This window comes from Bradyrhizobium zhanjiangense (assembly GCF_004114935.1).
GTDB lineage: Bacteria > Pseudomonadota > Alphaproteobacteria > Rhizobiales > Xanthobacteraceae > Bradyrhizobium > Bradyrhizobium zhanjiangense.
On record NZ_CP022221.1, the window covers coordinates 5,783,323 to 5,805,335 of the forward strand.

Here is a 22,013-nt window from a genome sequence, read left to right on the forward strand (position 1 = left end):
TGGGTTTCCTTTTTGAGCAGCGATGAGTTGCCGGGTCAAGCCCGGCCGGGATCGCCCGGGCTTACTCGAAATAGATCAACCCGAGCCATTCCGCGACCAGCGCGGGCTTATCCTCACCCTCGATCTCCACCGTGACGTTGGTGCGGGACTGCAATTCGTTCGGCTTGCGCAGCTTGGCTTCCGCCAGCACGAAGCGGCCGCGGACGCGCTTGCCGGAGCGGACCGGCGAAATGAAGCGCAGCTTGTCGAAGCCGTAGTTCACGCCCATCGTGGTGCCCGCGATCACCGGCATCACCTCATAGGACATGATCGACATCAGCGACATCGTGAGAAAACCGTGCGCGATGGTGGTGCCGAACGCGGTTTCCTTCCTCGCCCTTTCAGGGTCGACATGGATGAACTGGTGATCCTCGATCACGTCGGCATAGGTGTCGATGCGGGGCTGATCGATCAGGTGCCACGACGACACGCCGATCTCCTTGCCGACCATGGACTGATAGGCGTCGAGCGTAATCGGCGGCTTCTTCCAGACTTCGTTCACTTAGGTCTCACTCCGTGTTTTCGCCAGCTCCGGAAAATCCTCCTCGCGGAATTCCCGGCCGCGCAGCGGATCGGTGCGATCGTCGTCGCGCTCCAGCCTGCGTAGCTGCACGCGGCGGATTTTTCCAGAGATCGTCTTCGGCAGCTCGGTGACGACTTCGAGGCGGCGGATGCGCTTGAACGGGGCAAGGCGCGTATGCAAGTGCCTGAAGATCGACAGCGCGGTCTCGGGCGAGCGCTCCGCGCCCGACGTCAGCAGCACGAAGGCCTTGGGGATCGCGAGCCGGATCGGATCCGGGCTCGGCACCACGGCCGCCTCGGCGACGAGCTCGTGCTCCAGCAGCACGCTCTCCAGTTCGAACGGGCTGATGCGGTAATCGGAGGATTTGAACACGTCGTCGGAGCGGCCGACGAAGGTGAGATAGCCATCCTCGTCCGCGAACACGACGTCGCCGCTGCGGTAGAGCTCGCCTTCGGCACCGGACAGCTTGCCGTCGTCACTCTGATAACCCTGCATCAGTCCGGCGGGACGGTTCACGCCGAGCACCAGGGTCACCTCGCCTTCCTTCGCCGGATTGCCGTCGGCATCGCTGATCTGCACGCGATAGCCCGGCAACGGCCGCCCCATCGAGCCGATCTTGATTGGCTGGCCCGGCGAATTGCCCGCGAGTGCAGTCGTCTCGGTCTGGCCGTAGCCGTCGCGGATGGTCAGGCCCCAGGCGGCCTGCACCTGGTCGATCACCTCAGGATTGAGCGGCTCGCCGGCGCCGCAGACCTCGCGAAGCAACACCTTGAACGAGGCGAGATTCTCCTGGATGAACAGCCGCCACACCGTCGGCGGCGCGCATAGCGTGGTGACGCCACAGCGGCCGATGGTAGCGAGCAGGCCTTTTGCGTCGAAGCGCGGCTGGTTGACCACGAACACGGTGGCGCCCGCATTCCACGGCGCGAAAAAACAGCTCCAGGCGTGCTTGGCCCAACCGGGCGACGAGATGTTGAGATGGACGTCGCCGGGCTTCAGCCCGATCCAGTACATGGTCGAGAGATGGCCGACCGGATAGCTGCGCTGGCTGTGCCGCACCAGTTTTGGTTTCGCGGTCGTGCCCGAGGTGAAATAGAGCAGCATCGGGTCGTCGGCCTTGGTCGGACCGTCAGGCGCAAAACTCTCCGAAGCGGTCGCCGCCTCGTCATAGGCCAGCCAGCCATCGGACGTCGTGCCGACCACGATGCGGACGATACTCTCGGTACCGAGGCTGGCGAATTTCGCGACCTGGTCCTCGGCAGCCACCACCGCCTTCGCCTTGCCGCGATCGAGCCGATCGCGCAGTTCTTCTGCGGTGAGCAGCGTGGTCGCGGGAATCACGACGACGCCGAGCTTCATCGCCGCCAGCATCGTCTCCCATAACGGAACCACATTGCCGAGCAGCAGCAGGAGATGATCGCCGCGCTTCAAGCCCTGCGCGCGGAGGAAGTTGGCGACCTGGTTGGAGCGCTTCGAGAGAGTCGCGAAAGAGAGCTTGGTCTGCCGGTCCTGTGCGGCATCGACGATCCAGAGCGCAGGCCTATCCCTGCTCTCCGCATTCGTCGCGAGGTCGGCGTCGAACCAGTCGAGCGCCCAGTTGAAGGGAACCGGATCGGGCCAGCGGAAGCCCTTGACCGCAGCCTCGTAGTCCGTGCGGTGCTTGAGCAGAAACGCGCGCGCTTCCTGAAATGTCGTCATGATCCGGGCCCGTCGAATTGACCTTCGACTGTAGCCCGGATGGCGCGAAGCGCAATCCGGGGACGGTCGCGCCAATTGAAAGAGCTGTCCCGGATTGCGCTTCGCTCCATCCGGGCTACGAGCAAAGCCTCGCTATTTTCCAGCGAGGCTGCGAACGTGCTTGATAATTCCGGAAAAATCCACCCCGCCGTGCCCGGCTGCGTCGAAAGACTGATAGATCTCCTGCGCATGCTTGCCGAGCGGCGTCGCCGCGCCCGCAGCCTTCGCGGCGTCCTGCGCCAGCGTCAGGTCTTTCACCATCAGCGCCGAGGCAAAGCCCGGCTTGTAATCGTTGTTGGCCGGCGAGGTCGGCACCGGGCCCGGCACCGGACAATAGGTCGTCAGCGACCAGCACTGGCCCGACGAGGTCGAGGCGACGTCGAACAACGCCTGATGCGAGAGCCCGAGCTTCTCCGCCAATGCAAACGCCTCGCTCACCGCGATCATGGAGATGCCGAGGATCATGTTGTTGCAGATCTTTGCGGCCTGACCCGCGCCGGCGCCGCCGCAATGCACGATCTTCTTGCCCATCTTCTCCAGTACGGGCTTTGCCGCCGCGAACGCGCTCTCCTCGCCGCCGCACATGAAGGTGAGCGTCGCGCCCTTGGCGCCACCCGTACCGCCGGAGACCGGCGCGTCGACCGAGAGCACGCCGTGCTTGGCGGCCAACGCATGCGCCTGCCGCGCGCTCTCGACGTCGATGGTGGAGCTGTCGATGATCAGCGCCCCCTTGGCCATGGCAGGAACGACCTCGTTCCAGACGGACAGCACATGCTTGCCGGCCGGCAGCATGGTGACGACGACGTCCGCGCCCTTCACTGCGCCCGCCGCACTCTCTGCGATGCTGGCGCCGTCGGCCTTGGCTTGCGCGCGCGAAGCCTCGACGAGGTCGAAGGCGACGACCTTGTGGCCAGCCTTGACCAGATTGGCGGCCATCGGGCCGCCCATATTGCCGAGACCGATGAATGCGATCGTGGCCATTGTCGTTTCCTCCGCTTCAATCGTTGTTAATTGAACTTCAGCTCGTCGGCGCCGATTTCGGCGAAATATGGCGCCAGCATCTGCGGCGTCACATCCTCGATCCGCGGCGGCGACCACGACGGATTGCGATCCTTGTCGATCACGGCCGCGCGCACGCCCTCGCGGAAATCGTCGCTACGGAAGACCTCCAGCGCGGCGCGATATTCGCGCACCAGGCACTCTTCAAGGCTCGATGATTTGCGCGCGAGCCGCAGCAGGTTCAGCGTCACCACCATGCCGCGCGGCGATTTCTCGTTGAGCGTCTTCAGTGTCGTCAGAGCGAATTCGGAGCCGTCGCGCTTGAGCGCTGTGAAGATGTCTTCCATGCGGTCGAAGCCAAACAATGCGTCGATAGTCGGCTCCTTTGCGGCGACCGGGCCTGCGGTTTCACCGGTCGAAAAACCGTTGATGAGCTTGCTGACGTCGACGGCGGTCGCGCGCGAGTGCAGCTTCGTCAGGGCTTCGCGCAGCTCCGGCAACCTCCCGCCCGGCACGACCCAGTCGGCGAACTTCGCATGGATCGCATCCGGCCCGTTCATGGTCTGGCCGGTCAGCCCGAAATAGGTGCCGATCTCGCCCGGCGAATGCGACAACAAAAAGGTGCCGCCAACATCCGGGAAGAAGCCGAGCCCAACCTCGGGCATCGCCAGCTTGGTGCGATCGGTGACGACACGGTGGCTGGCATGGGCTGACAAACCGACGCCGCCACCCATCACGATGCCGTCCATGAACGCCACATACGGCTTCGGAAACGTCTTGATCCGGGCGTTGAGGATGTATTCCTCGCGCCACAGGATCTTGCCGAGGTCCCCATTGACTTTGGAGCTTTCCCAGAGCGTGCGAATGTCGCCGCCGGCGCACAGGCCACGCTCGCCGGCACCTTCCAGCAGGATCACGGTGATGCCCGGATCGGCCTCGAAGCGGTCGAGCGCCTTGTCGATGTCGCGAAACATCTCCAGCGTCACGGCGTTGAGCGCCTTCGGGCGGTTGAGGCGGATCACGCCAGCTGCGCCCTCGACGCGGGCGATCAGGTCGCCCTCTTCCACGCCGCTCATCTCGCGCCCTCGATCAATTTGCGCGCCACGATGAGCCGCATGATTTCATTGGTGCCTTCGAGGATCTGGTGCACGCGCAAATCGCGCACGATCTTCTCGATGCCGTATTCGCTGAGGTAGCCGTAGCCGCCGTGAAGCTGCAGCGCCTGGTTGGCGACCTCGAAGCCGACGTCGGTGCCAAACCGCTTTGCCATGGCACACAGCATGGTGGCATCGGGGTCCTTGCGGTCGAGCGCTGCCGCTGCACGCCACAAGAAGGTGCGCGCGGCCTCGAGCTCGATCGCCATGTCGGCGAGACGGAATTGCAGCGACTGGAATTCGTCGAGGCGCTTTCCAAACGCCTTGCGCTCCTTCATGTATGCGCGCGCCTTGTCGAGCGCTATTTGCGCGCCACCAAGCGAGCACGCGGTGATGTTGAGGCGGCCTCCGTCGAGACCGGCCATCGCGATCTTGAAGCCGGCGCCCTCTTCGCTGAGGCGGTTGGCGACCGGCACGCGGGCGTTCTCGAACATCACCGCCCGGGTCGGCTGCGCGTTCCAGCCCATCTTGCGCTCATTGGCACCGAACGAGACGCCCGGCGTCTTGCCGTCGATGACGAGGGTCGAGATGCCGCCGGGACCATTGCCACCGGTCCTGACCATCGCGACCAGGATGTCGGTGCCGCCGGCGCCCGAGATGAACTGCTTCTGGCCGTTGAGAACGTAATGATCGCCATCGCGCACCGCGCGGGTGCGCAGCGCTGCTGCATCGGAGCCGGCGCCCGGCTCCGTCAGGCAGTAGCTCGCGATCAGCTCCATGGTGCAGAGCTTTGGCAGCCATGTGTGGCGCTGGGTATCACTGCCGAAAGCATCGATCATCCAGGACGCCATGTTGTGGATGGAGATGAAGGCCGAAGTGGTCGGGCAGCCCGTCGCCAGTGCCTCGAAGATCAGCGCCGCATCGAACCGCGTCATGGCGGAGCCGCCGACGTCATCGCGGATGTAGATGCCGCCCATGCCGAGCGTGGCGGCCTCGCGCATCACGTCGACCGGGAAATGCTTCTCCTCGTCCCAACGTAACGCGTGCGGCGCGATCTTTTCCGCTGCAAACGCCAAAGCCATGTCGCGAATTGCGACCTGATCCTCGTTCAGAGCGAACTGCATGCTGCCGCCTAACCTTTCACTCCATCGTCATTGCGAGCGCAGCGGAGCAATCCAGCATCCCTCGGCAGAGACAGTCTGGATTGCTTCGTCGCACCAGCGCAAAATTGCTTCGCAATTTTGTCGCGGGCTCCTCGCAATGACGACTGGGCTACAGCCCTACTTCATCAGCGGGATCGAGAACTCCGCACCTTCCTTGACGCCGGACGGCCAGCGCGAGGTCACCGTCTTGGTCTTGGTGTAGAAGCGAACCGAATCCGGACCGTGCTGATTGAGATCGCCGAAGCCCGACTTCTTCCAGCCGCCGAAGGTGTAATAGGCGATCGGCACCGGGATCGGCACGTTGATGCCGACCATGCCGACGTTCACCTTGGCCGCGAAGTCGCGTGCGGCGTCGCCATCGCGGGTGAAGATCGCGACGCCGTTGCCGTAATCATGATCCGACGGCAGCGCCAGCGCTTCCTTGTAGTCGTGCGCACGCACGACCGATAGCACCGGGCCAAAGATCTCTTCCTTGTAGATCCGCATGTCCTTGGTGACGTTGTCGAATAGCGAACCGCCGAGATAGAAGCCGTTCTCGTAGCCCTGCATCTTGAAGCCGCGGCCGTCGACGGCGAGCGTGGCGCCTTCCTTGATGCCGATGTCGATGTAGCTCTTGACCTTCTCGACTGCTTCGCGCGTCACCAGCGGGCCGTAATCCGCGGAAGGATCGATCGAGGTGCCGATCTTGAGCGACTCGACACGCGGGATCAGCTTTTCCATCAGACGGTCGGCGGCGGTCTTGCCGACGGGAACGGCGACGGAAATAGCCATGCAGCGCTCGCCGGCGGAGCCGTAGCCGGCGCCGATCAGCGCATCGACCGTCTGATCCATGTCGGCGTCGGGCATCACGATCGCGTGGTTCTTGGCGCCGCCGAAGCACTGGCAGCGCTTGCCGGTCTGCGCTGCGCGCTCGTAGATGTACTGCGCAATCGGCGTGGAGCCGACGAAGCCGATCGCCTTGATATCGGGATCGTCGAGGATCGCGTCGACCGCTTCCTTGTCGCCGTTGACGACGTTGAGGATGCCGGCCGGCAGGCCCGCCTCCATCATCAGCTCGGCGAGCTTCATCGGCACGCCGGGATCGCGCTCCGACGGCTTGAGGATGAAGGCATTGCCGCAGGCGATCGCAGGTGCAAACTTCCACATCGGAATCATCGCCGGGAAATTGAACGGCGTGATGCCGGCGACGACACCGAGCGGCTGGCGCATGGAATAGATGTCGATGCCGGGGCCGGCGCCCTCGGTGTATTCGCCCTTCATCAGGTGCGGAATACCGCAAGCGAACTCGGCAACTTCGAGGCCGCGCTGGATGTCGCCCTTGGCGTCAGGAACGGTCTTGCCATGCTCGCGCGCCAGCAGCTCGGCGAGCTTGTCGTAGTCGCGTTGCACCAGCTCCAGAAACTTCATCATGACGCGGGCGCGGCGCTGCGGATTGGTCGCAGCCCATTCCGGCTGCGCGGCGCGCGCGTTCTCGACCGCGGCGCGAACCTCGGCCTTGGATGCCAGCGCGACCTTGGCCTGGACGTCACCGGTCATCGGCTCGAAAACGTCGGCGGTGCGGCCCGAGGTGCCCTTGACTTCCTTGCCACCGATGAAATGCCCGATTGAACGCATGGAATGATCTCCTTGAGGCTCAGCTGATCGCTTTGACAAATCCTATTGACCTGCATTTTATAGGATTCAAGTCTGAGATAATGCACCATAGATGTGCGGAAATGCTGGATCAAGGCGCTATCGACTGGGACGACTTTCGCTTCGTGCTGGCCATCGTGCGGGGCGGCTCGGTCTCGGCTGCGGCAAAACAGCTCGGGGTCGACCATGCTACGGTGATCCGCCGCGTCGACCGGCTGGAGAAGCACCTCTCGGCCAAGCTGTTTGACCGGCGCAAGACCGGCTATCTCCTCACCGAAGCCGGCCAGCGCGTCGCCGACAGCGCGGAAGCCATCGAATCGACCATCGTCGCCAACCAGGAGCAAGTCGGCGGCTCGGTGGCACGGCTGACCGGCACGGTGCGGATCGGCGCACCCGACGGTTTCGGCACCGCCTTCCTGGCACCGCGCCTCGCCCCATTTGCCGACCGCTACCCCGATCTCGACCTGCAACTTGTGGCCACCGCGCGGCTGTTCAGCCTCTCCAAGCGCGAGGCCGACATCGCCATCAGCCTGACCATGCCCAAGGAAGGCCGCATCGTCGGCCGCAAGCTGCTCGACTACCGCCTCGGGCTCTATGCTGCGCCCGGCTATCTCGACCGATTCCCAGAGATCGCTTCTCGGCAGGACCTGCCGCAGCACCGCTTCGTCGGTTACATCGAGGAATTGCTGTTCACGCCGGAGCTCGACTATCTGCCTCAGGTGTCGCCGAAGATTTCCGCACGTTTCCGCAGTGCCAATCTGATCGCGCAGCTCAATGCCACGCTCTCGGGGTTCGGCATCGCGGTGCTGCCGCACTTCATGGCGACCGACTATCCGCAGCTCGTTCCGGTGCTGCCGGAGGAGATCTCGATCACGCGCACGTTCTGGATGCTGATGCACGCCGACAGCAAAGACCTCGCGCGGATCAGGGCCGTGGCGGATTACATCAGCGAGATCGTCGAGCGCGAGCGGGCGTTGTTTGCGGGACGGTGAGTTGATGATTTCGTAAGGGTGGGCAAAGCGACGAGACGCGCAAATGCGCGGCTCGTGGCGTACCCACCCCTTCTGCTGCAATCGTGGAGAGATGGTGGGCACGGCGCAAGGGCGCCTTTGCCCACCCTACGGCACCTCGCCTAGTTCTGCTTCACCTTCTTGACCGCAACCTTCGGCTCGCGCTTCGCGCCGTCGAGCGCGCTGTCTCGACCCGCCTTCAGCACCTCGTCCGACAGCTCGCTTGACCCCGCGATGCGCGCCAGCAGCATGGTGCCGGCCATCGTGGCGAGCGTCGCGATCGCCTGTTTTCGTGCGGCCTTGCGCGGCATGTTCGGGATATAGTCGGTCATCATCTCGATCATCTCGTCGAGCTTGCCGGCGAAGGCCTTGCGCGTCTTCGCGCTCTCGCGGGCGATCTCGGCGCCGAGCGAGGGGATCGAGCAGCCATGACCGGGATTGTCGCGATGCAGCGCGGAGAGATAGCTCTCCGCAATCAGCGCCAACCGCTTTTCAGGAGCTGCCTCGCCGGTGAGCTTGCGCCAATGCTCCATCGAGCGATCCATGGCGTAGGCAAAGGCCTCGATCACCAGCGCCTCGCGGGAATCGAAATGCGCGTAGAAGCCGCCATGGGTCAGGCCCGCCTCCTTCATGAGGTCGGCGACGCCGATGCCGTGGGCGCCCTTTTCGCGCAGCCGCACGGAGGCCTTCTTCACGATGCGGTCGTGGGTTTCCTGCTTGTGTTCCCGGGAATAGCGCATGCGCATCTCATTGAATGTCGTAGATCATCTCATAACACGCAAATGCCGCGAACGGCGCATTAATTCGCAGTTAGATTGTTGCCGATCATAGAAAAGGTTGCAGTTGCATGCACCGCCAGCGCGCCCTTCCCGTCGCGAACGAAGCCTTCGGTATAGCTGGTCTGGCGCCCCAGCTTGATCACCTTGCCTTCGGCCGAGATCAGCCCCGAACGGACCGAGAGCGGACGCAGGAAGGTCAGCTTCAAATCGAGGGTCACGGAGCCCTGCCCGGCCTCCAACCGGGTCGAGATCGCGCACCCCATGGCCGTATCCAACAACCCCGCGGCGGTCGCGCCGTGCAGGAGGCCGATGGTATTTTCGAGGTCTTCACGCGGCTCTAGTTCCATGACGATCCGGCCCGGCTCGACCACGGCCATCGTGAAGCCGATCAGTTTTGCGAAGGGCGGCGGCGGCAGGCGGCCGTCGCGAATGCCCAGCATGGCGTCCATGCCCGACAGGCCCATCACCACTTTCGCAACCGGCGCAGGCGCCTGCCAATCCACCACGCGCTCGCGCCGCTGGTCGGGCGAAAACAGGTCAAGTTGATCGGCTTGGGTCATGACGGCCTCGTTATATGACATATATCATGCTATGCTACGGACTTCCCGCTGGCAACTCCGTTCCCCGCCCGCTTGACAAGCCGGGCGTTTCGGCCCGGAAGTGGCTTCGACCCGGCGCCTTGCGCCTGCCACGAACCGTTCGGGATGCATGATGGAAATGCTCAATCACCACTGCGGCGTGACGCGTGACGCGCGCGGCGTCGTTCACGTCGCGATCTGCAAGGCCGGCCCACTCAACATTCTCGGCTCGCCCGTGACCGATGCCATGCGCGAAGGCTTGCAGCGGCTTGCCACCGACCGCAACATCCGCGTCGTGGTGCTGCGCGGCCAGAGCGAGAAGAGCATGATCGGCGGCGCCGACATCAAGGAGATGGCCAAGCTCGACCAGAAGTCGGCCGAAGCCTTCATCAGCCGCCTGCGCGATCTCTGTGAGGCCGTACGCGCCTTCCCGGCTCCGGTGATCGCGCGCATGCCCGGCTGGTGCCTCGGCGGCGGGCTCGAGGTCGCCGCCGCCTGCGACTTCCGCATCGCCGCGCATGATGCGCATTTCGGCATGCCGGAGGTGCGCGTCGGCATCCCCTCGGTGATCCATGCCGCGCTGCTGCCGCGCCTGATTGGCTGGGCCCGCGCGCGCTGGCTGGTGATGACGGCGGAGAACATCGACGCAGCCACCGCGCTGGCCTGGGGCCTGGTCGATAAAGTCGCGCCGGAAGGCGGGCTGGATGCCGAGATCGAGCACGTCGTGAAGGCGTTGCTCGAATGCGGCCCCGAGGCGCTGAGGTCGCAGAAGGCGCTGCTGCGGCAATGGGAGGAGTTGCCGCTGACGGAGTCGGTGAATTTGAGCGTGAAGGTGTTCGGCGAGTCGTTCCTGACGGACGAGCCGACGCGGCTCATGCAGGCGTTCGTGAACAGGAAGCGGTGAGGCGTGGTTCTGTAGTGAAGAGGCTCCCTCCAAGCCAAAGGTGTCATGCCCCGGCTTGACCGGGGCATCCAGTACGCCGCGGCGCCAGTTGCAAGAGCGAGTTCGCCAACACGGGCCTCTGGAATACTGGATTGCCCGCTTTCGCGGGCAATGACAGCGGAGTGTGGGGCGGTCACCGCCTACAACCGCAACTCCGTCACAACCACATCCTGCCTCACAATCGAACGACCAAATCTCATCCGAACCACGACATTTTCTCATCCCTGGCGCGGGTTGCATTTTTTGCGCCGCATCATATGATGATCATAATCTTACTTTCAGCACAGGGAGTTTGTCATGGCCGAAGCCGCCGATCCCGTCGTCATCGTCTCCGCCGTTCGCACCCCGCTCGGCCGCTTCATGGGCGAATTGTCGCCCTTCCCCGCGCACAAGCTCGGATCGCACGTGATCGGCGCGGCGCTGGAGCGCGCAAAACTTGTGCCCGAGAAGGTCGACGAGGTCTTCATGGGCTGCGTGCTGCCGGCCGGTCAAGGCCAGGCACCGGCACGCCAGGCCGCGCGCTCGGCCGGCCTGCCCGATGCCACTGGCGCCACCACCGTGAACAAGGTCTGCGGCTCCGGCATGAAAGCGACCATGCTGGCGCACGACATCATCCGCGCCGGCTCGGCCGACATCGTCGTCTCCGGCGGCATGGAGAGCATGAGCAATGCGCCGTATCTTTTGGCCAAGGCGCGCGGCGGCTACCGCGCCGGCCATGACCGCATCATCGACCATATGATGATGGACGGGCTGGAGGACGCCTACGAGACCGGCCGCTCCATGGGTGATTTCGGCGAGGCCACCGCGGAAGCCTACCAGTTCACCCGCAAGGACCAGGACGCCTACGCGATGGAGACACTCAGCCGCGCGCGCAAGGCCGTCGAGGGTGGCGCGTTCAAGGCCGAGATCGCGCCGATCACGCTCACCGAGAAAGCGGGTCCCCGCATCATCGCCAATGACGAGCATCCGCTGAAGGTCGATCCCGCAAAAATCCCCGGCTTGAAGCCGGCATTCCGCGCCAACGGCACGATCACGCCGGCGGCCTCCTCCGCCAATGCCGACGGCGCTGCCGCGCTGGTGCTGACCAAGCGCTCGCTCGCCGATCGGAGCGGCCTGCCGGTTCTGGCCGAGATCAAGGGCCACGCCACCCACAGCCAGGAGCCGCAATGGTTCACCACGGCGCCGATCCCGGCGATCCGCAAGCTGCTCGACAAGGTCGGCTGGAGCGCAAGCGAGGTCGATCTGTTCGAGATCAATGAGGCCTTCGCCGTGGTGGCGATGGCGGCGCAGCGCGATCTCGGCATTCCCCGCGACAAGCTCAACATCAACGGCGGCGCTTGCGCGCTCGGCCATCCCATCGGCGCGACCGGCGCGCGGCTGATCGTGACGCTGCTACATGCGCTGGAGGCGCAGAACCTCAAGCGCGGCGTCGCGGCGCTCTGCATCGGCGGCGGCGAAGCCACGGCGATTGCCGTGGAGCGGCTGGCGCATTGACGCGAGAAAGTCCGAAAACGAGGGAACTCTGTCATTTGCGACAGACGCGTCCCGTGCCATCCTGCAAGCTGACGCAGGTCTCTTGCGACCTGCCCATCAACGTTGAGGCCCAATGATCTCGAACTGGCTCGCGGCAGCACTTTCCCGCCGCAACATCCACTACGGCTGGGTGATGGTCGGCGTGACCTTCCTCGCCGCGCTGATCAGCGCCGGCACGGTCGGTGCGCCCGGCGTGTTCATCGTTCCCCTGCAACAGGAGTTCGGCTGGAGCACGGCGGAGATTTCCTCCGCGCTATCGATCCGCTTCATCCTGTTCGGGCTGATGGCCCCGTTCGCGGCCGCTCTGCTCAACCGCTACGGCCTGCGCAACGTCACGCTGGCCGCACAGCTGATCGTCGTGTCGGCGCTCGTGCTCTCGCTCGGCATGACCGAGGTCTGGCAGCTCATCGCGCTGTGGGGCGTGGTCATCGGGATCGGCACCGGCATGACTGCCTTGGTGCTGGGCGCAACCATTGCCACGCGCTGGTTCGCCGCAAGACGCGGCCTCGTCGTCGGCATCATGACGGCGAGCGTCGCCACGGGCCAGCTCGTGTTCCTGCCGCTGCTCGCAAGCCTCACCGAGCGCTTCGGCTGGCGTCTCGCGCTCGGCTTCGTCTGCATCATGCTCGGCGTCTCGGCCCTGGCAGTCCTGCTCGCGATGCGCGACCGGCCGAGCGATGTCGGCCTGCGCCCGTTCGGCGATGAAGGCACCGCGCCCCTGCCCGCTCCGCCCGTGAGCCAGGGCTCGATCACCGGCGTTGCGCTCGGCACGCTGCGCGACGCCTCGAAGTCGACTGCGTTCTGGATCCTGTTTGCGACCTTCTTCGTCTGCGGTGCCTCGACCAATGGTCTCGTCCAGGTGCACCTGATCCCGATGTGCCTCGATTTCGGCATCCCACAAGTGCAGGCGGCGAGCCTGTTAGCTGCGATGGGCATCTTCGATTTCTTCGGCACGATCATGTCGGGCTGGCTGTCGGACCGCTACGACAACCGCTGGCTCTTGTTCTGGTACTACGGCCTGCGCGGGCTCTCGCTGATCTTCCTGCCCTTCAGCGATTTCTCGTTCTACGGCCTGTCGGTGTTCGCGATGTTCTATGGACTCGACTGGATCGCCACGGTACCGCCGACCGTGCGCCTCACAGCTCAAAAATTCGGACCCGAGCGCGCCAATCTGGTGTTCGGCTGGATCTTTGCCGGCCATCAGCTCGGTGCCGGTACTGCCGCCTTCGGTGCCGGTTTTTCGCGGACGGTCTATCAGAGCTATTTGCCCGCCTTCTTCATCGCCGGCGCGCTGTGCGTGTTCGCTTCGCTGATCGTGCTGGCTCTGTCGCGGCAACCCAAGCCGAAGCCGCAAGCGGCAATGGCCTAGTACCTGATCGTGGTGGTGACGCCGAACACCGCGGCGTCACCGATCCGCGAGATGCCGGTCGGATCGTTCGGGTTCGGGACGCCGCCAGAGGGGCGGAACACGTACTGAAAGTAAGGCGCGATCAGCCAGCCCGGCTTGACGTGCGCCTCGTAGATCATCTCGATCAGGGTCTCGTTGCTGCGCACCGGACTCTGGATGCCCGTGAAGGCCTGCGTGTCGAGATCGAGATTGCGTGCGGTGTTCGAAATCCGCATGTAGGCCATCGCCACGCCGAATCGGTCGAGGGGACGGCCAGGCGTGAAGCCGACGAAGCCGATGCCGCCGTCCATGTACAGGTCGATCAGATTGCGGTCCGGCGGGCTGTAGGCGATACGGCCGAACGCCGTGATGCCAGGGAGCGAGGCTGAGGTGCTGTTGTCCCTCACCTCGGGCGGACGATAAAGCACCTGCTCGATCACCGCGAAGATTCCGTAGTTGCCGCGAAGTTTTGCAGCAATGCCGCTGCCGCTGGGATCGGCGATCGAGACGCCCTCGGCGGTAAAACGCTGGCTGTCGAACGAGCCATAATGCTTCCAGGCGCCCGGTGTGAAATTGCCCGCGAGCGGACGGCCGCCGACATCGATGTCGTAGGTGAAGCGGACCTGCCCGATCACCCAGGGCGGATCGTTGACACGAAACGCAAGGCCATGGTGGTCGCGCAATTGCGGATCGGCATCGCCCGGCCCTGAGGGATCACCATTGAAGACCGCGGCGTAGGCCGTGATCTTGTCCGTCAGCGCCGCCTTGATACGAATGCCGGGCACCGCGATCGGTGGCGCCGGGCCGCCGGCCGGAAGATTGGATGCCTTGATCGCCGGCCAGCCGAAGGTGCCGTTGATGAAGAGGTCGTCGGTCTGGCTGTCGAAGAACTCGACGTCCGCGGCCTGCTGGCCGGCCCTGATGTTCAGGCGATCATTGAAGAAGCTTTGCTCGAAATACGCATTGTAGAGCCGCTGGTCCGGCAGCGCCTCGATCTCGCTGATGGTGGCGAGGTTCATTACGTAGTTGCGCGACAGCCCGCGGCCGTAGATCACCAAGGCATTGGCGTAGAAGCGGCCGCCAGTCCAGCCGACCAGCTTGTCGAGATCGGCATCGACCGACAGATCGAGGCGGCCGAAATGGATGGCACCGCGCTTCACGCCGCCGGAGACGTTGGCGATGTTGTCGGCGATATAGGTGGCGCCGAAATTCAGGCCCTTGTTGGCGAGGCCGTCATGCCATTCGTTGAACCATCTTGGAAACAGCCCCTCAGCCGCGCTCTCGTCCTTGGCGCCGGCGAGCGCATTCGTGCTTATCGCCGTGCAGGCCAGCATAATGGCGGCCGCGCCTCGCAACACAGAGCTATGGGCAGTCACGATCACGGCTGATTCCGGCTGGCAGAGTTACTTGAATATGCCCGTCCGCCGCATGAAGAGATAGGCCGCACCAACTGAAGAAGCCATCAAAACGGCCGCCCAGAGAAATCCACTCTCGACCTCGGTGAGCGGCAGGCCCTTGGTGTTCATGCCGAAGATGCCGGTGATCAGCGTCGGCGGCAGCAGCAGCGAGGTCACGATGGAGAGCGTGTGGAGGTGGCGGTTGCTCTCCTCCTCGTTCTTGAAGCGCAGCTCCTCTTCGAGCAGGCGGCTGCGCTCGCGCAGCTCGACGATGTCGTGATCGAGCCCGTCCAGCCGCTGCGCCAGCTTGCCGGCGTGGATGCGCAAGGCTGGCGAGAGGTGGTCGGTGTTCTTCTGGTCGAGGCGGTGGAACAGCACGCGAAGGCCCGTGAGCTGACGATGCAGCCGCACGCAGGTCCGGCGCAGCCGGCCGAGATTGCGGCGCATCTCCGGCTTGCTATCGTCGGCGAGGATCCGCTCCTCGATGTCGTCGATCTCCTGCCCGAGCTTGTCGGCCATCCTGTCAAGCGTGTCGGCGACCTCATCGACGATCTTTTCGAGGAGATGGGCGACGTTGTCGACCCGGTAGCCGCCTTCGAGCACGCGGCGCGTCGCGTCCGCCGAGCACAGCGCCTGATGGCGTCCGCTGACCAGGAGATGCTCGGTCATGGCGAAGCGCAGGAACGCGGTCTCTTCCGTCGCGCAGTCGATCTCGCGCACGAGGTCGGAGAACACGCCGTAGACGCAGTGATCGATGACGTGAAGCTGCTGGAACGTGTCGTTCGACAGCAGCAGCTCGCGCGCGAGCGGCGGCAATGGCGATACCGCAATCCACGGCCGCACGCGCGCATCCGTCAGGTTGAAATGCAGCCAGAGCCGGCCGTCATGGCTGAACTCGATCGGCTGGTCGATCGGCAGCGCCTCAGTGCTGCCGTCGCTGTGCAGACGGAAGGCCCACACGAGACCGGCAATGGCGGGCTCGGCATTCGTTATCGCGCTGACAAGCTTTGCCGGCTCAGCCATGGCCAATCCCAACCGTCAACAATGCCTCGTATTCGGAAGATGGCTGACGGCATCTTCCGGACCCCGCGCGGCTACTCAATTACGGCTGTGTTACAGTTTGATGATGCAGAGCGATGGCCGCCCTACTCCGCGGCCAGCCGCGAGGGAGACGCCAAGGACCACAAGTTCTCGGGCACCTCGATGCGCGAACACTGGACAAGCGGCTACGAGGACACAAAGCGCACGCTGAAGCGCCGCGACTGGATCAGGATGCCGGACGAAGGCATGGGGCTCGTGGTGCACGACGTGCACCGAGAGACGGAGAGCGCGTGAGGCACCTTCCGGAGCGATCAAACAAAAAGTGCGAAAACAACCCCATGCACAGTAGCCCACGGCAGCCGGATCAATGACTTAGCCCAGTGCGCCTGTAACGCCGTTTGACACGTCGGGCAAAACAGGGCTATTATGCGATTATTCCGAATTAAAGTCACTTCGCTTCCTTGTTCAATTCGATCGCGACCTCCGACATCCAGGAGCCCGGTGCTTCCATCAGAAAGGATTGATGATTGCTCCTGGTCTGGATCGTCACCAGCGCAGCCACCGTGTTTCCCTCAATTCGCGCCTCGATCAGGCCGTCCTTGTTCGTGCCATAGACCTTCGCCCTGTCGGTATTCGCTCTCGAACCAGTTGTCGGCGCATCAATCAACCTGCAGAATGGTCTCCGACAGCAGAGCGGCAGCCTTTTGAAGCGGCGGTATGAACCGGTCCAGTTCGACGAAGCTCACGCGCGCCACCGGCACAGAGACACCCAAGCAAGCTATCAATTCTCGATCCGGTGACAGAATGGGGACGGCACACCCCACAACTCCCTTCACATACTCTTCGTTGGTTTTGGCCCAGCCTCGTTGCCGCGTGTCCTCCAGGACCTTCATCAGCCCGTGGACGTCGACGATCGTCGTTTCCGTGAATTTGGTCAAAGGTAGTGCGCGGCACAACTTCGCCCGGGTCCGCTCGGGCAGTCTGCTCATGTAGATTTTTCCGGTCGACGTGCAGTGTAACGGCGCGGCCTCTCCCGGATTGAACTGAAGGCCTTGCGGCTCCGAAACGCGAACGCTGTCGACATAGGCAACGACATTGTCGCGTACGACGCCGATCTCGCATTGTTCGCCGATTTCTCCCGCAACCGCCCGAAGCACCGCATGCCGCCGCGCAGTGCGGAAGGCCGCTCCGATGACAGTGGCGGATAGTGTGACGAGCTGGTTTCCCACAACGTAACGCTTGGTCCCCAACGCCTTCTGTAGCAGTCCGCGGTCCTCGAGATTTCCGATCAACCTGTGTGCCGTTGGAAGAGGCAGCGAGAGAGCCTTTGCGATCTCTGCCGCTGAGACGGCTTTGCGTTGGTCGGCAACGTGCCGAACGATCGCGAAGGCACGATCCAATGGCCCGTCCTTCTCAATGCGCGTCGTCATTTTCCCTCCGGCCAAATCGGCAGCAAAATCAAGGTCTACGCCACTTATTATCACTTTTCGGAATAAAATATATTGAAAATCGACAAATTCCTTTGTCGAAATCCTGAAAGCTCATATTCTTGGCGTTGCCGGTGATTGACCAGAAATTGTGCAACGCAGTCTCACCCGTTCCGAAAATCCCGCTCCGCCGCTTGGCCGAGGGCCAAGTCCCGACGGCGCGCCCAACAGGAGATGCGTATGTCTCGTCACTACGACGTGGACGCTGTGAGGAAGGAATTCCCCGCTGTCGAACGGATGGTCTATCTGGACTCCGGGTTTCAAACGCCGCTTGCGCGCCCGGTAAAGGCCGCGATCGAGCTCTTCCTTCGCGAGGGCTTCGAGACGGCCGGCCCGAAAAGCGTCTGGCTCGACCGGGTGGAGCAGACCCGCGCCAAGGTCGCTCGCTTTCTCGGCGTGGCCGCGGATGAAATCGCCTTCACGAAAAATACGTCGGAAAGCATGAACATCGCGGCAAACGCACTGCCGCTCCGGGCCGGCGACAATGTCCTGATGATCCACGGCGATCATCCGAACAACGTCTACGCGTTCCTCCATCTGCAACGGAAGGGCGTCGAGGTCCGCTTCATCCCGATGACCGATATCGTCGATGCCGACAGCTTTGCTCCTTTCATCGACGAAAACACGCGCGCAATTTCGATGTCGCATGTCACCTTCCACGCCGGTCACCGCTTCGACATCGAGAGCGTCGGCGCGATGTGCGCCAGGAAGAAACTCTACTTCGTCGTGGACGTGATGCAGTCGATCGGCGTCGTGCCTGTCAACGCGAAGGCGATTGGCGCGAGCTTCGTCGGCTCCGGAAGCCACAAGGGACTGCTGGTTCCGCAAGGGCTCGGGCTTCTCTATTGGGACAAGGCGCTCAAAGAGCTGGAGCCGGCCTATCTGGCTGCCGCGAGCCTCGCCGAGATCCCTGATGATCTCATCGCGCGCCCGGACAAGATGGCGCCCTCGCCCACCGCTGGGCGGTTCGAGCTGGGCAACTTCAATCTGCCCGCGGTCCATGCACTGGGTGCTTCCCTCGACATGATCGAGCAGATCGGGGGGCAGAACATCCAGAACCACTGCTTTGATCTCGGCGATCACCTCATCGCGCGCCTGGACGAGCTGGACATCCGCCTCGTTGGCCCGCGCGAGCGAAAGCATCGCGCTCCGCACATCTACGTCATCGCCCTGCCCCCATCGGACTGGCTCGGCCATTTCGAGGAGAACGATGTGCGCGTATCGCCCGAACGAGATGGCATTCGCGTCTCGCTCGGCATGTTCAACACCGCCAACGACATCGATCGCCTGATCGATGTCATCCGTCGGCGAGGGCTCGGACGCCCTTCCGCCGCAGCTTGAATTCGACAAACGAGGGAAAGGCAAAGACCATGAAGAAGCTTGTTCAGGTGCTCGGACTTCTCCCAGGACTCCTGGTTTCAGGACTCCTGGCCGTCAGCCCAAGCCCCTCCGCAGCAGCCGACAGCCCGACGCTTGATAAGATCAAATCCAGCGGCGCAATCACGATCGGCTACCGTGAGGCTTCGATACCGTTCTCGTACCTCGGGCCCGATCAGAAGCCCATCGGCTTCTCGCTCGATCTCTGCGCGGCGATCGTCGATCGCATCAAGGAGGAGCTGAAGTTGCCCGACCTCAAGGTCAACTACACGCCGGTGAACTCCTCGAACCGGATTCCGCTGATCCAGAGCGGGACGGTCGACATCGAATGCGGCGGCACTGCGAACGACAAGAAGCGGCAGGAACAGGTCTCGTTTTCCGTCGCGACGTTCGTCAGCCAGCCGCGATGGCTCGTCAAGGCCGCCAGTGGCGTAAAGGCCGCCGGCGATCTGAAAGGCAAGACGATTGTCGTCACGCAAGGCTCCAACGCGGTAGGTTTCGCGCAGAGCGTCAACGCCAAGGAGCAACTCGGCCTCAACATCGTCCAGGCCAAGGACCACGCGGAATCCTTCCTGATGCTGAACACCGGCCGTGCGGCCGCCTTCATGGAAGACGATATCCTCCTCGCCGGGCTCAAGGCTGCGGCGCCGAATCCGGATGCGCTCTTGTTCCTCCCCGAGGGTTACGCAAAGATCTATTATGGACTGATGTTCGCGAAGGGTGATGCCGGCTTCAAGCGCCTCGTCGACGACGTTCTTTCTAAACAAATGGCGTCCGGCCAATTCGACAAGACCTACGCGAAATGGTTCACCAAGCCGATCCCGCCCAAGGGTGAGAACCTCGCATTCCCGCTCACGGACGAATTGATGGCGCGGATCGCGCATCCCAGCGATGCCGTTGACTGATTGACGGAGCTGACCGCCTCGCAAGGAAATCCTCGTTCGCACCTGCAACCTGAGGGCTCGCGATGTTCGGAGTGCTTTTTGAACAAACGGCGGACGGCCAGCGCTATATCGACTGGCTTGTGTCGGGTCTCGGTTGGACGCTGGCTCTGGCCTTCTTCGGCTGGTGGATCGCCTTCGGCATCGGTGTGGTCGTCGGCGTGGGCCGCACAGTCCAGAATCGCTTCTTTTCGATCCTGGCCCGGCTCTATGTCGAGATATTCAGAAACATCCCGGTCCTGGTGCAGATGTTCCTCTGGTACTTCGTCTTCCCGGAGGTCGTGCCCACCGCGCTGGGCGATGCCATCAAGCAGATTCCGCCGCCCTGGGCATCGTTCTTCCCGGCACTCCTTTGCCTTGGACTCTACACGGCTTCCCGAATAGCCGAGCAGGTCCGGGCGGGTATCGAAGCACTCCCGAAGGGACAGATCGAGGCGGCCAATGCTCTCGGCCTCAGTGGTTACCTCACCTATCGATATGTTGTCGTGCCGCAGGCCTTGCGCCTCATCGTGCCGAGCCTCACCAGCGAGGTGATGGGCATATACAAGAACACCTCGGTCGCACTCACGATCGGCTTGATGGAGCTCACCGCGCAGGCGCGCCAGATCAGCGAGGCCACGTTCCAGACGTTCTCGGCATTTGGCGCGGCGACGATCATCTACCTCTGTCTGGCGCTCGTTGCGTATCAGGCCATGACGTTCATCGACAAAGCAGTCCGCATTCCGGGGAGCGCTCCCGTCAAGCTCACTGCTGGCCAGGATCTGGCCGCCCAGATGCAGCAAAGCGGCGCTCTGCCCGGTGCCATGGAGGTCGTGAAATGAACACCCTCGATTTCTCGATTCTAGCGCAATCCTGGCCCTATCTCTGGTCGGGCCTGCTCTTCTCGCTTGCGCTCACGGCCGCCGCATTCGCCATCGGCATGGTTCTCGGGACCTGCCTTGCGCTCGTACAGCATTTCGAGATTCCGCTGTTCGCCCAGATCATCCGCGGCTACGTTGCGGTCATCCGGTCGATCCCGCTGATCCTCGTTCTGTTTTGGTTTTTCTTCCTGGTGCCAATCGTGCTTGGGCATCTCAGTGGCAACGGCCGCCCGATCCCGATCGGCGCCACCTATACGGCCTTTATCACCTTTGGCTTGTTTGAGGCGGCCTACTACTCCGAGATCATCCGTGTCGGGCTGCGGGCCGTGAACAAGGGCCAGTTCGAGGCCTGCCAGGCACTCGCGTTGTCCACTTATGATACCTACCGCCATGTCGTCCTCCCGCAGGTCCTGCGCGTGGCCAGTCCGATCATCCTGAGCCAGACCATCATCCTGTTTCAGGACACTTCTCTGGTTTATGTCCTTTCGCTGACGGATCTTCTGGGCGCAGCTTCCAAGCTTGCGCAGCTCAACGGCCGCCTCGTCGAAATGTACTTGGTCGTGGCGGTGGCCTACCTCGCCATCAGTTCTGCAGCTTCCCAGTGTGTCGCTGCCCTTCGCAAACGATACGCTCTCGCCACATCGCGATAACGCCTCGAATTTGGGAGACAACATGCCTCGAGAGAATTTGAGCGATGCCACGCAGCCCGGCGCAATTGTCGTCGTCGAGAATGTCGTGAAACGGTTCGGCACGTTCACTGCGCTGAACGACGTCAATCTCGAGGTCGGCAAGGGCGAGAAAATCGTTCTGTGCGGCCCTTCCGGCTCCGGCAAGTCGACGCTCATCCGGTGCATCAACCATATCGAGAAGCACGACGAAGGCCGGATCATCGTCGACGGCGTCGAGTTGAGCAACCGCATCGCCGACATCAACAGTGTGCGCTGTGAAGTCGGCATGGTGTTTCAGAGCTTCAACCTCTTCCCGCATCTCACGGTAGCCGAGAACTGCATGCTGGCTCCGATGAAGGTTCGCGGCCTGTCGCAAGCAGAAGCGCGCGATCGCGCACTCGGCTTGCTGCGGAAGGTCCGTATTCAGGATCAGGCGGACAAGTATCCCGCACAATTGTCGGGTGGTCAGCAGCAACGCGTCGCGATCGCGCGGGCGCTGTGTATGCAGCCCAAGATCATGCTGTTCGACGAACCGACATCCGCTCTCGACCCTGAGATGGTCAAGGAAGTGCTGGACACCATGGTGGAGCTGGCGCGAGATGGCATGACGATGGTCTGCGTGACGCACGAGATGGGATTCGCCCGCGAAGTCGCCGACCGGGTGGTCTTCATGGATCGTGGAAGCATCGTTGAGGAGGCAAATCCGGAAACGTTCTTTCGGGCTCCGCGCACGGACCGGGCGAAGGGCTTCCTGAACCAGATCATCCACTAGGGCCCTGCCCGGCTGACATGAAGGTACGTCGCTAGACTCCCCGGCACAAACGT

General features: G+C 63.2%; 21 protein-coding genes and 1 pseudogene. 10 read left to right on the forward strand and 12 right to left on the reverse strand.

Going from position 1 to position 22,013, the window contains the following annotated elements; translation table 11 throughout:
* Positions 1-61: 61 nt before the first annotated feature.
* The 6 genes from XH85_RS27800 to XH85_RS27825 all read right to left on the reverse strand — a co-directional run bounded on the left by XH85_RS27800 (position 62) and on the right by XH85_RS27825 (position 7,169).
* Positions 62-541: a MaoC family dehydratase gene (locus tag XH85_RS27800; protein ID WP_128934360.1), complete on the reverse strand. Its 480-nt coding sequence runs from the start codon at positions 539-541 to the stop codon at positions 62-64.
* Positions 542-2,260, reverse strand: a complete 1,719-nt coding sequence (locus tag XH85_RS27805) for an AMP-binding protein (RefSeq protein WP_128934361.1) — start codon at positions 2,258-2,260, stop codon at positions 542-544. It lies immediately after the preceding gene.
* A 132-nt stretch (positions 2,261-2,392) separates the two neighbouring features.
* Positions 2,393-3,280: a 3-hydroxyisobutyrate dehydrogenase gene (mmsB, locus tag XH85_RS27810; protein WP_128934362.1), complete on the reverse strand. Its 888-nt coding sequence runs from the start codon at positions 3,278-3,280 to the stop codon at positions 2,393-2,395.
* 26 nt (positions 3,281-3,306) lie between these two features.
* Entirely contained in the window at positions 3,307-4,374 is a 1,068-nt protein-coding gene (locus tag XH85_RS27815) for an enoyl-CoA hydratase/isomerase family protein (protein WP_128934363.1), read from the reverse strand.
* Positions 4,371-5,516, reverse strand: coding sequence for an isobutyryl-CoA dehydrogenase (locus XH85_RS27820; RefSeq protein ID WP_128934364.1), 1,146 nt, complete (start codon positions 5,514-5,516; stop codon positions 4,371-4,373). Before XH85_RS27820 ends, XH85_RS27815 begins: the two co-directional genes overlap by 4 nt.
* Positions 5,517-5,672: 156 nt before the next feature.
* Positions 5,673-7,169 (reverse strand): CoA-acylating methylmalonate-semialdehyde dehydrogenase, encoded by a 1,497-nt coding sequence (locus XH85_RS27825; protein ID WP_128934365.1) that lies wholly within the window; start codon positions 7,167-7,169, stop codon positions 5,673-5,675.
* Positions 7,170-7,270: 101 nt separating this feature from the next.
* Here XH85_RS27825 and XH85_RS27830 point away from each other — a divergent pair, with 101 nt between their 5' ends.
* Positions 7,271-8,179, forward strand: a complete 909-nt coding sequence (locus XH85_RS27830) for a LysR family transcriptional regulator (protein WP_128934366.1) — start codon at positions 7,271-7,273, stop codon at positions 8,177-8,179.
* A 140-nt stretch (positions 8,180-8,319) separates the two neighbouring features.
* Here XH85_RS27830 and XH85_RS27835 read toward each other — a convergent pair whose 3' ends face one another.
* Together XH85_RS27835 and XH85_RS27840 are read right to left on the reverse strand one after the other, a co-directional pair.
* On the reverse strand, positions 8,320-8,937 hold the full coding sequence (locus tag XH85_RS27835; RefSeq protein ID WP_128934367.1) for a TetR/AcrR family transcriptional regulator: 618 nt from the start codon (positions 8,935-8,937) through the stop codon (positions 8,320-8,322).
* 59 nt (positions 8,938-8,996) lie between these two features.
* Positions 8,997-9,536, reverse strand: coding sequence for a PaaI family thioesterase (locus XH85_RS27840; RefSeq protein ID WP_164939962.1), 540 nt, complete (start codon positions 9,534-9,536; stop codon positions 8,997-8,999).
* A 151-nt stretch (positions 9,537-9,687) separates the two neighbouring features.
* On the opposite strand from XH85_RS27840, the gene XH85_RS27845 reads away from it, so the two are divergent.
* The 3 genes from XH85_RS27845 (at position 9,688) to XH85_RS27855 (ending at position 13,399) form a co-directional block, all read left to right on the forward strand.
* The gene (locus tag XH85_RS27845; RefSeq protein ID WP_128937441.1) at positions 9,688-10,458 is read left to right on the forward strand and encodes an enoyl-CoA hydratase; all 771 of its coding nucleotides are present in this window, start codon (positions 9,688-9,690) and stop codon (positions 10,456-10,458) included.
* Positions 10,459-10,794: 336 nt separating this feature from the next.
* The gene (locus XH85_RS27850) at positions 10,795-11,991 is read left to right on the forward strand and encodes an acetyl-CoA C-acyltransferase (RefSeq protein WP_128934369.1); all 1,197 of its coding nucleotides are present in this window, start codon (positions 10,795-10,797) and stop codon (positions 11,989-11,991) included.
* Between the two features lie 112 nt (positions 11,992-12,103).
* The gene (locus tag XH85_RS27855; RefSeq protein WP_128934370.1) at positions 12,104-13,399 is read left to right on the forward strand and encodes an MFS transporter; all 1,296 of its coding nucleotides are present in this window, start codon (positions 12,104-12,106) and stop codon (positions 13,397-13,399) included.
* On the opposite strand, the gene XH85_RS27860 is transcribed toward XH85_RS27855, so the two are convergent.
* Positions 13,396-14,751, reverse strand: coding sequence for a carbohydrate porin (locus XH85_RS27860; protein ID WP_420837917.1), 1,356 nt, complete (start codon positions 14,749-14,751; stop codon positions 13,396-13,398). The genes XH85_RS27855 and XH85_RS27860 overlap by 4 nt on opposite strands.
* 69 nt (positions 14,752-14,820) lie before the next feature.
* Complete coding sequence (locus tag XH85_RS27865; RefSeq protein ID WP_128934372.1) at positions 14,821-15,837, reverse strand: transporter; 1,017 nt, start codon at positions 15,835-15,837, stop codon at positions 14,821-14,823.
* Positions 15,838-15,960: 123 nt separating this feature from the next.
* Between XH85_RS27865 and XH85_RS47690 the strand changes: the two are divergent.
* Positions 15,961-16,149: pseudogene (locus XH85_RS47690) on the forward strand (DUF3734 domain-containing protein); the annotation flags it as partial.
* A 154-nt stretch (positions 16,150-16,303) separates the two neighbouring features.
* On the opposite strand, the gene XH85_RS27875 reads toward XH85_RS47690, so the two are convergent.
* Both XH85_RS27875 and XH85_RS27880 read right to left on the reverse strand, forming a co-directional pair.
* Positions 16,304-16,522 carry a hypothetical protein gene (locus XH85_RS27875; RefSeq protein ID WP_245473227.1) on the reverse strand — a complete coding sequence of 73 codons (219 nt, stop codon included), beginning with the start codon at positions 16,520-16,522 and terminating at the stop codon, positions 16,304-16,306.
* Positions 16,515-17,285 (reverse strand): IclR family transcriptional regulator, encoded by a 771-nt coding sequence (locus XH85_RS27880; protein WP_128934373.1) that lies wholly within the window; start codon positions 17,283-17,285, stop codon positions 16,515-16,517. The genes XH85_RS27875 and XH85_RS27880 overlap by 8 nt, the downstream gene beginning before the upstream one ends.
* A gap of 237 nt (positions 17,286-17,522) precedes the next feature.
* On the opposite strand from XH85_RS27880, the gene XH85_RS27885 reads away from it, so the two are divergent.
* The 5 genes from XH85_RS27885 (at position 17,523) to XH85_RS27905 (ending at position 21,960) form a co-directional block, all read left to right on the forward strand.
* Positions 17,523-18,683 (forward strand): aminotransferase class V-fold PLP-dependent enzyme, encoded by a 1,161-nt coding sequence (locus tag XH85_RS27885; protein WP_206734792.1) that lies wholly within the window; start codon positions 17,523-17,525, stop codon positions 18,681-18,683.
* A gap of 29 nt (positions 18,684-18,712) precedes the next feature.
* Positions 18,713-19,624 (forward strand): amino acid ABC transporter substrate-binding protein, encoded by a 912-nt coding sequence (locus XH85_RS27890; RefSeq protein WP_128934375.1) that lies wholly within the window; start codon positions 18,713-18,715, stop codon positions 19,622-19,624.
* 62 nt (positions 19,625-19,686) lie between these two features.
* Complete coding sequence (locus tag XH85_RS27895) at positions 19,687-20,481, forward strand: amino acid ABC transporter permease (RefSeq protein ID WP_128934376.1); 795 nt, start codon at positions 19,687-19,689, stop codon at positions 20,479-20,481.
* The gene (locus XH85_RS27900; protein WP_128934377.1) at positions 20,478-21,170 is read left to right on the forward strand and encodes an amino acid ABC transporter permease; all 693 of its coding nucleotides are present in this window, start codon (positions 20,478-20,480) and stop codon (positions 21,168-21,170) included. The genes XH85_RS27895 and XH85_RS27900 overlap by 4 nt, the downstream gene beginning before the upstream one ends.
* 22 nt (positions 21,171-21,192) lie before the next feature.
* Complete coding sequence (locus XH85_RS27905; protein WP_128934378.1) at positions 21,193-21,960, forward strand: amino acid ABC transporter ATP-binding protein; 768 nt, start codon at positions 21,193-21,195, stop codon at positions 21,958-21,960.
* Positions 21,961-22,013: the final 53 nt, after the last annotated feature.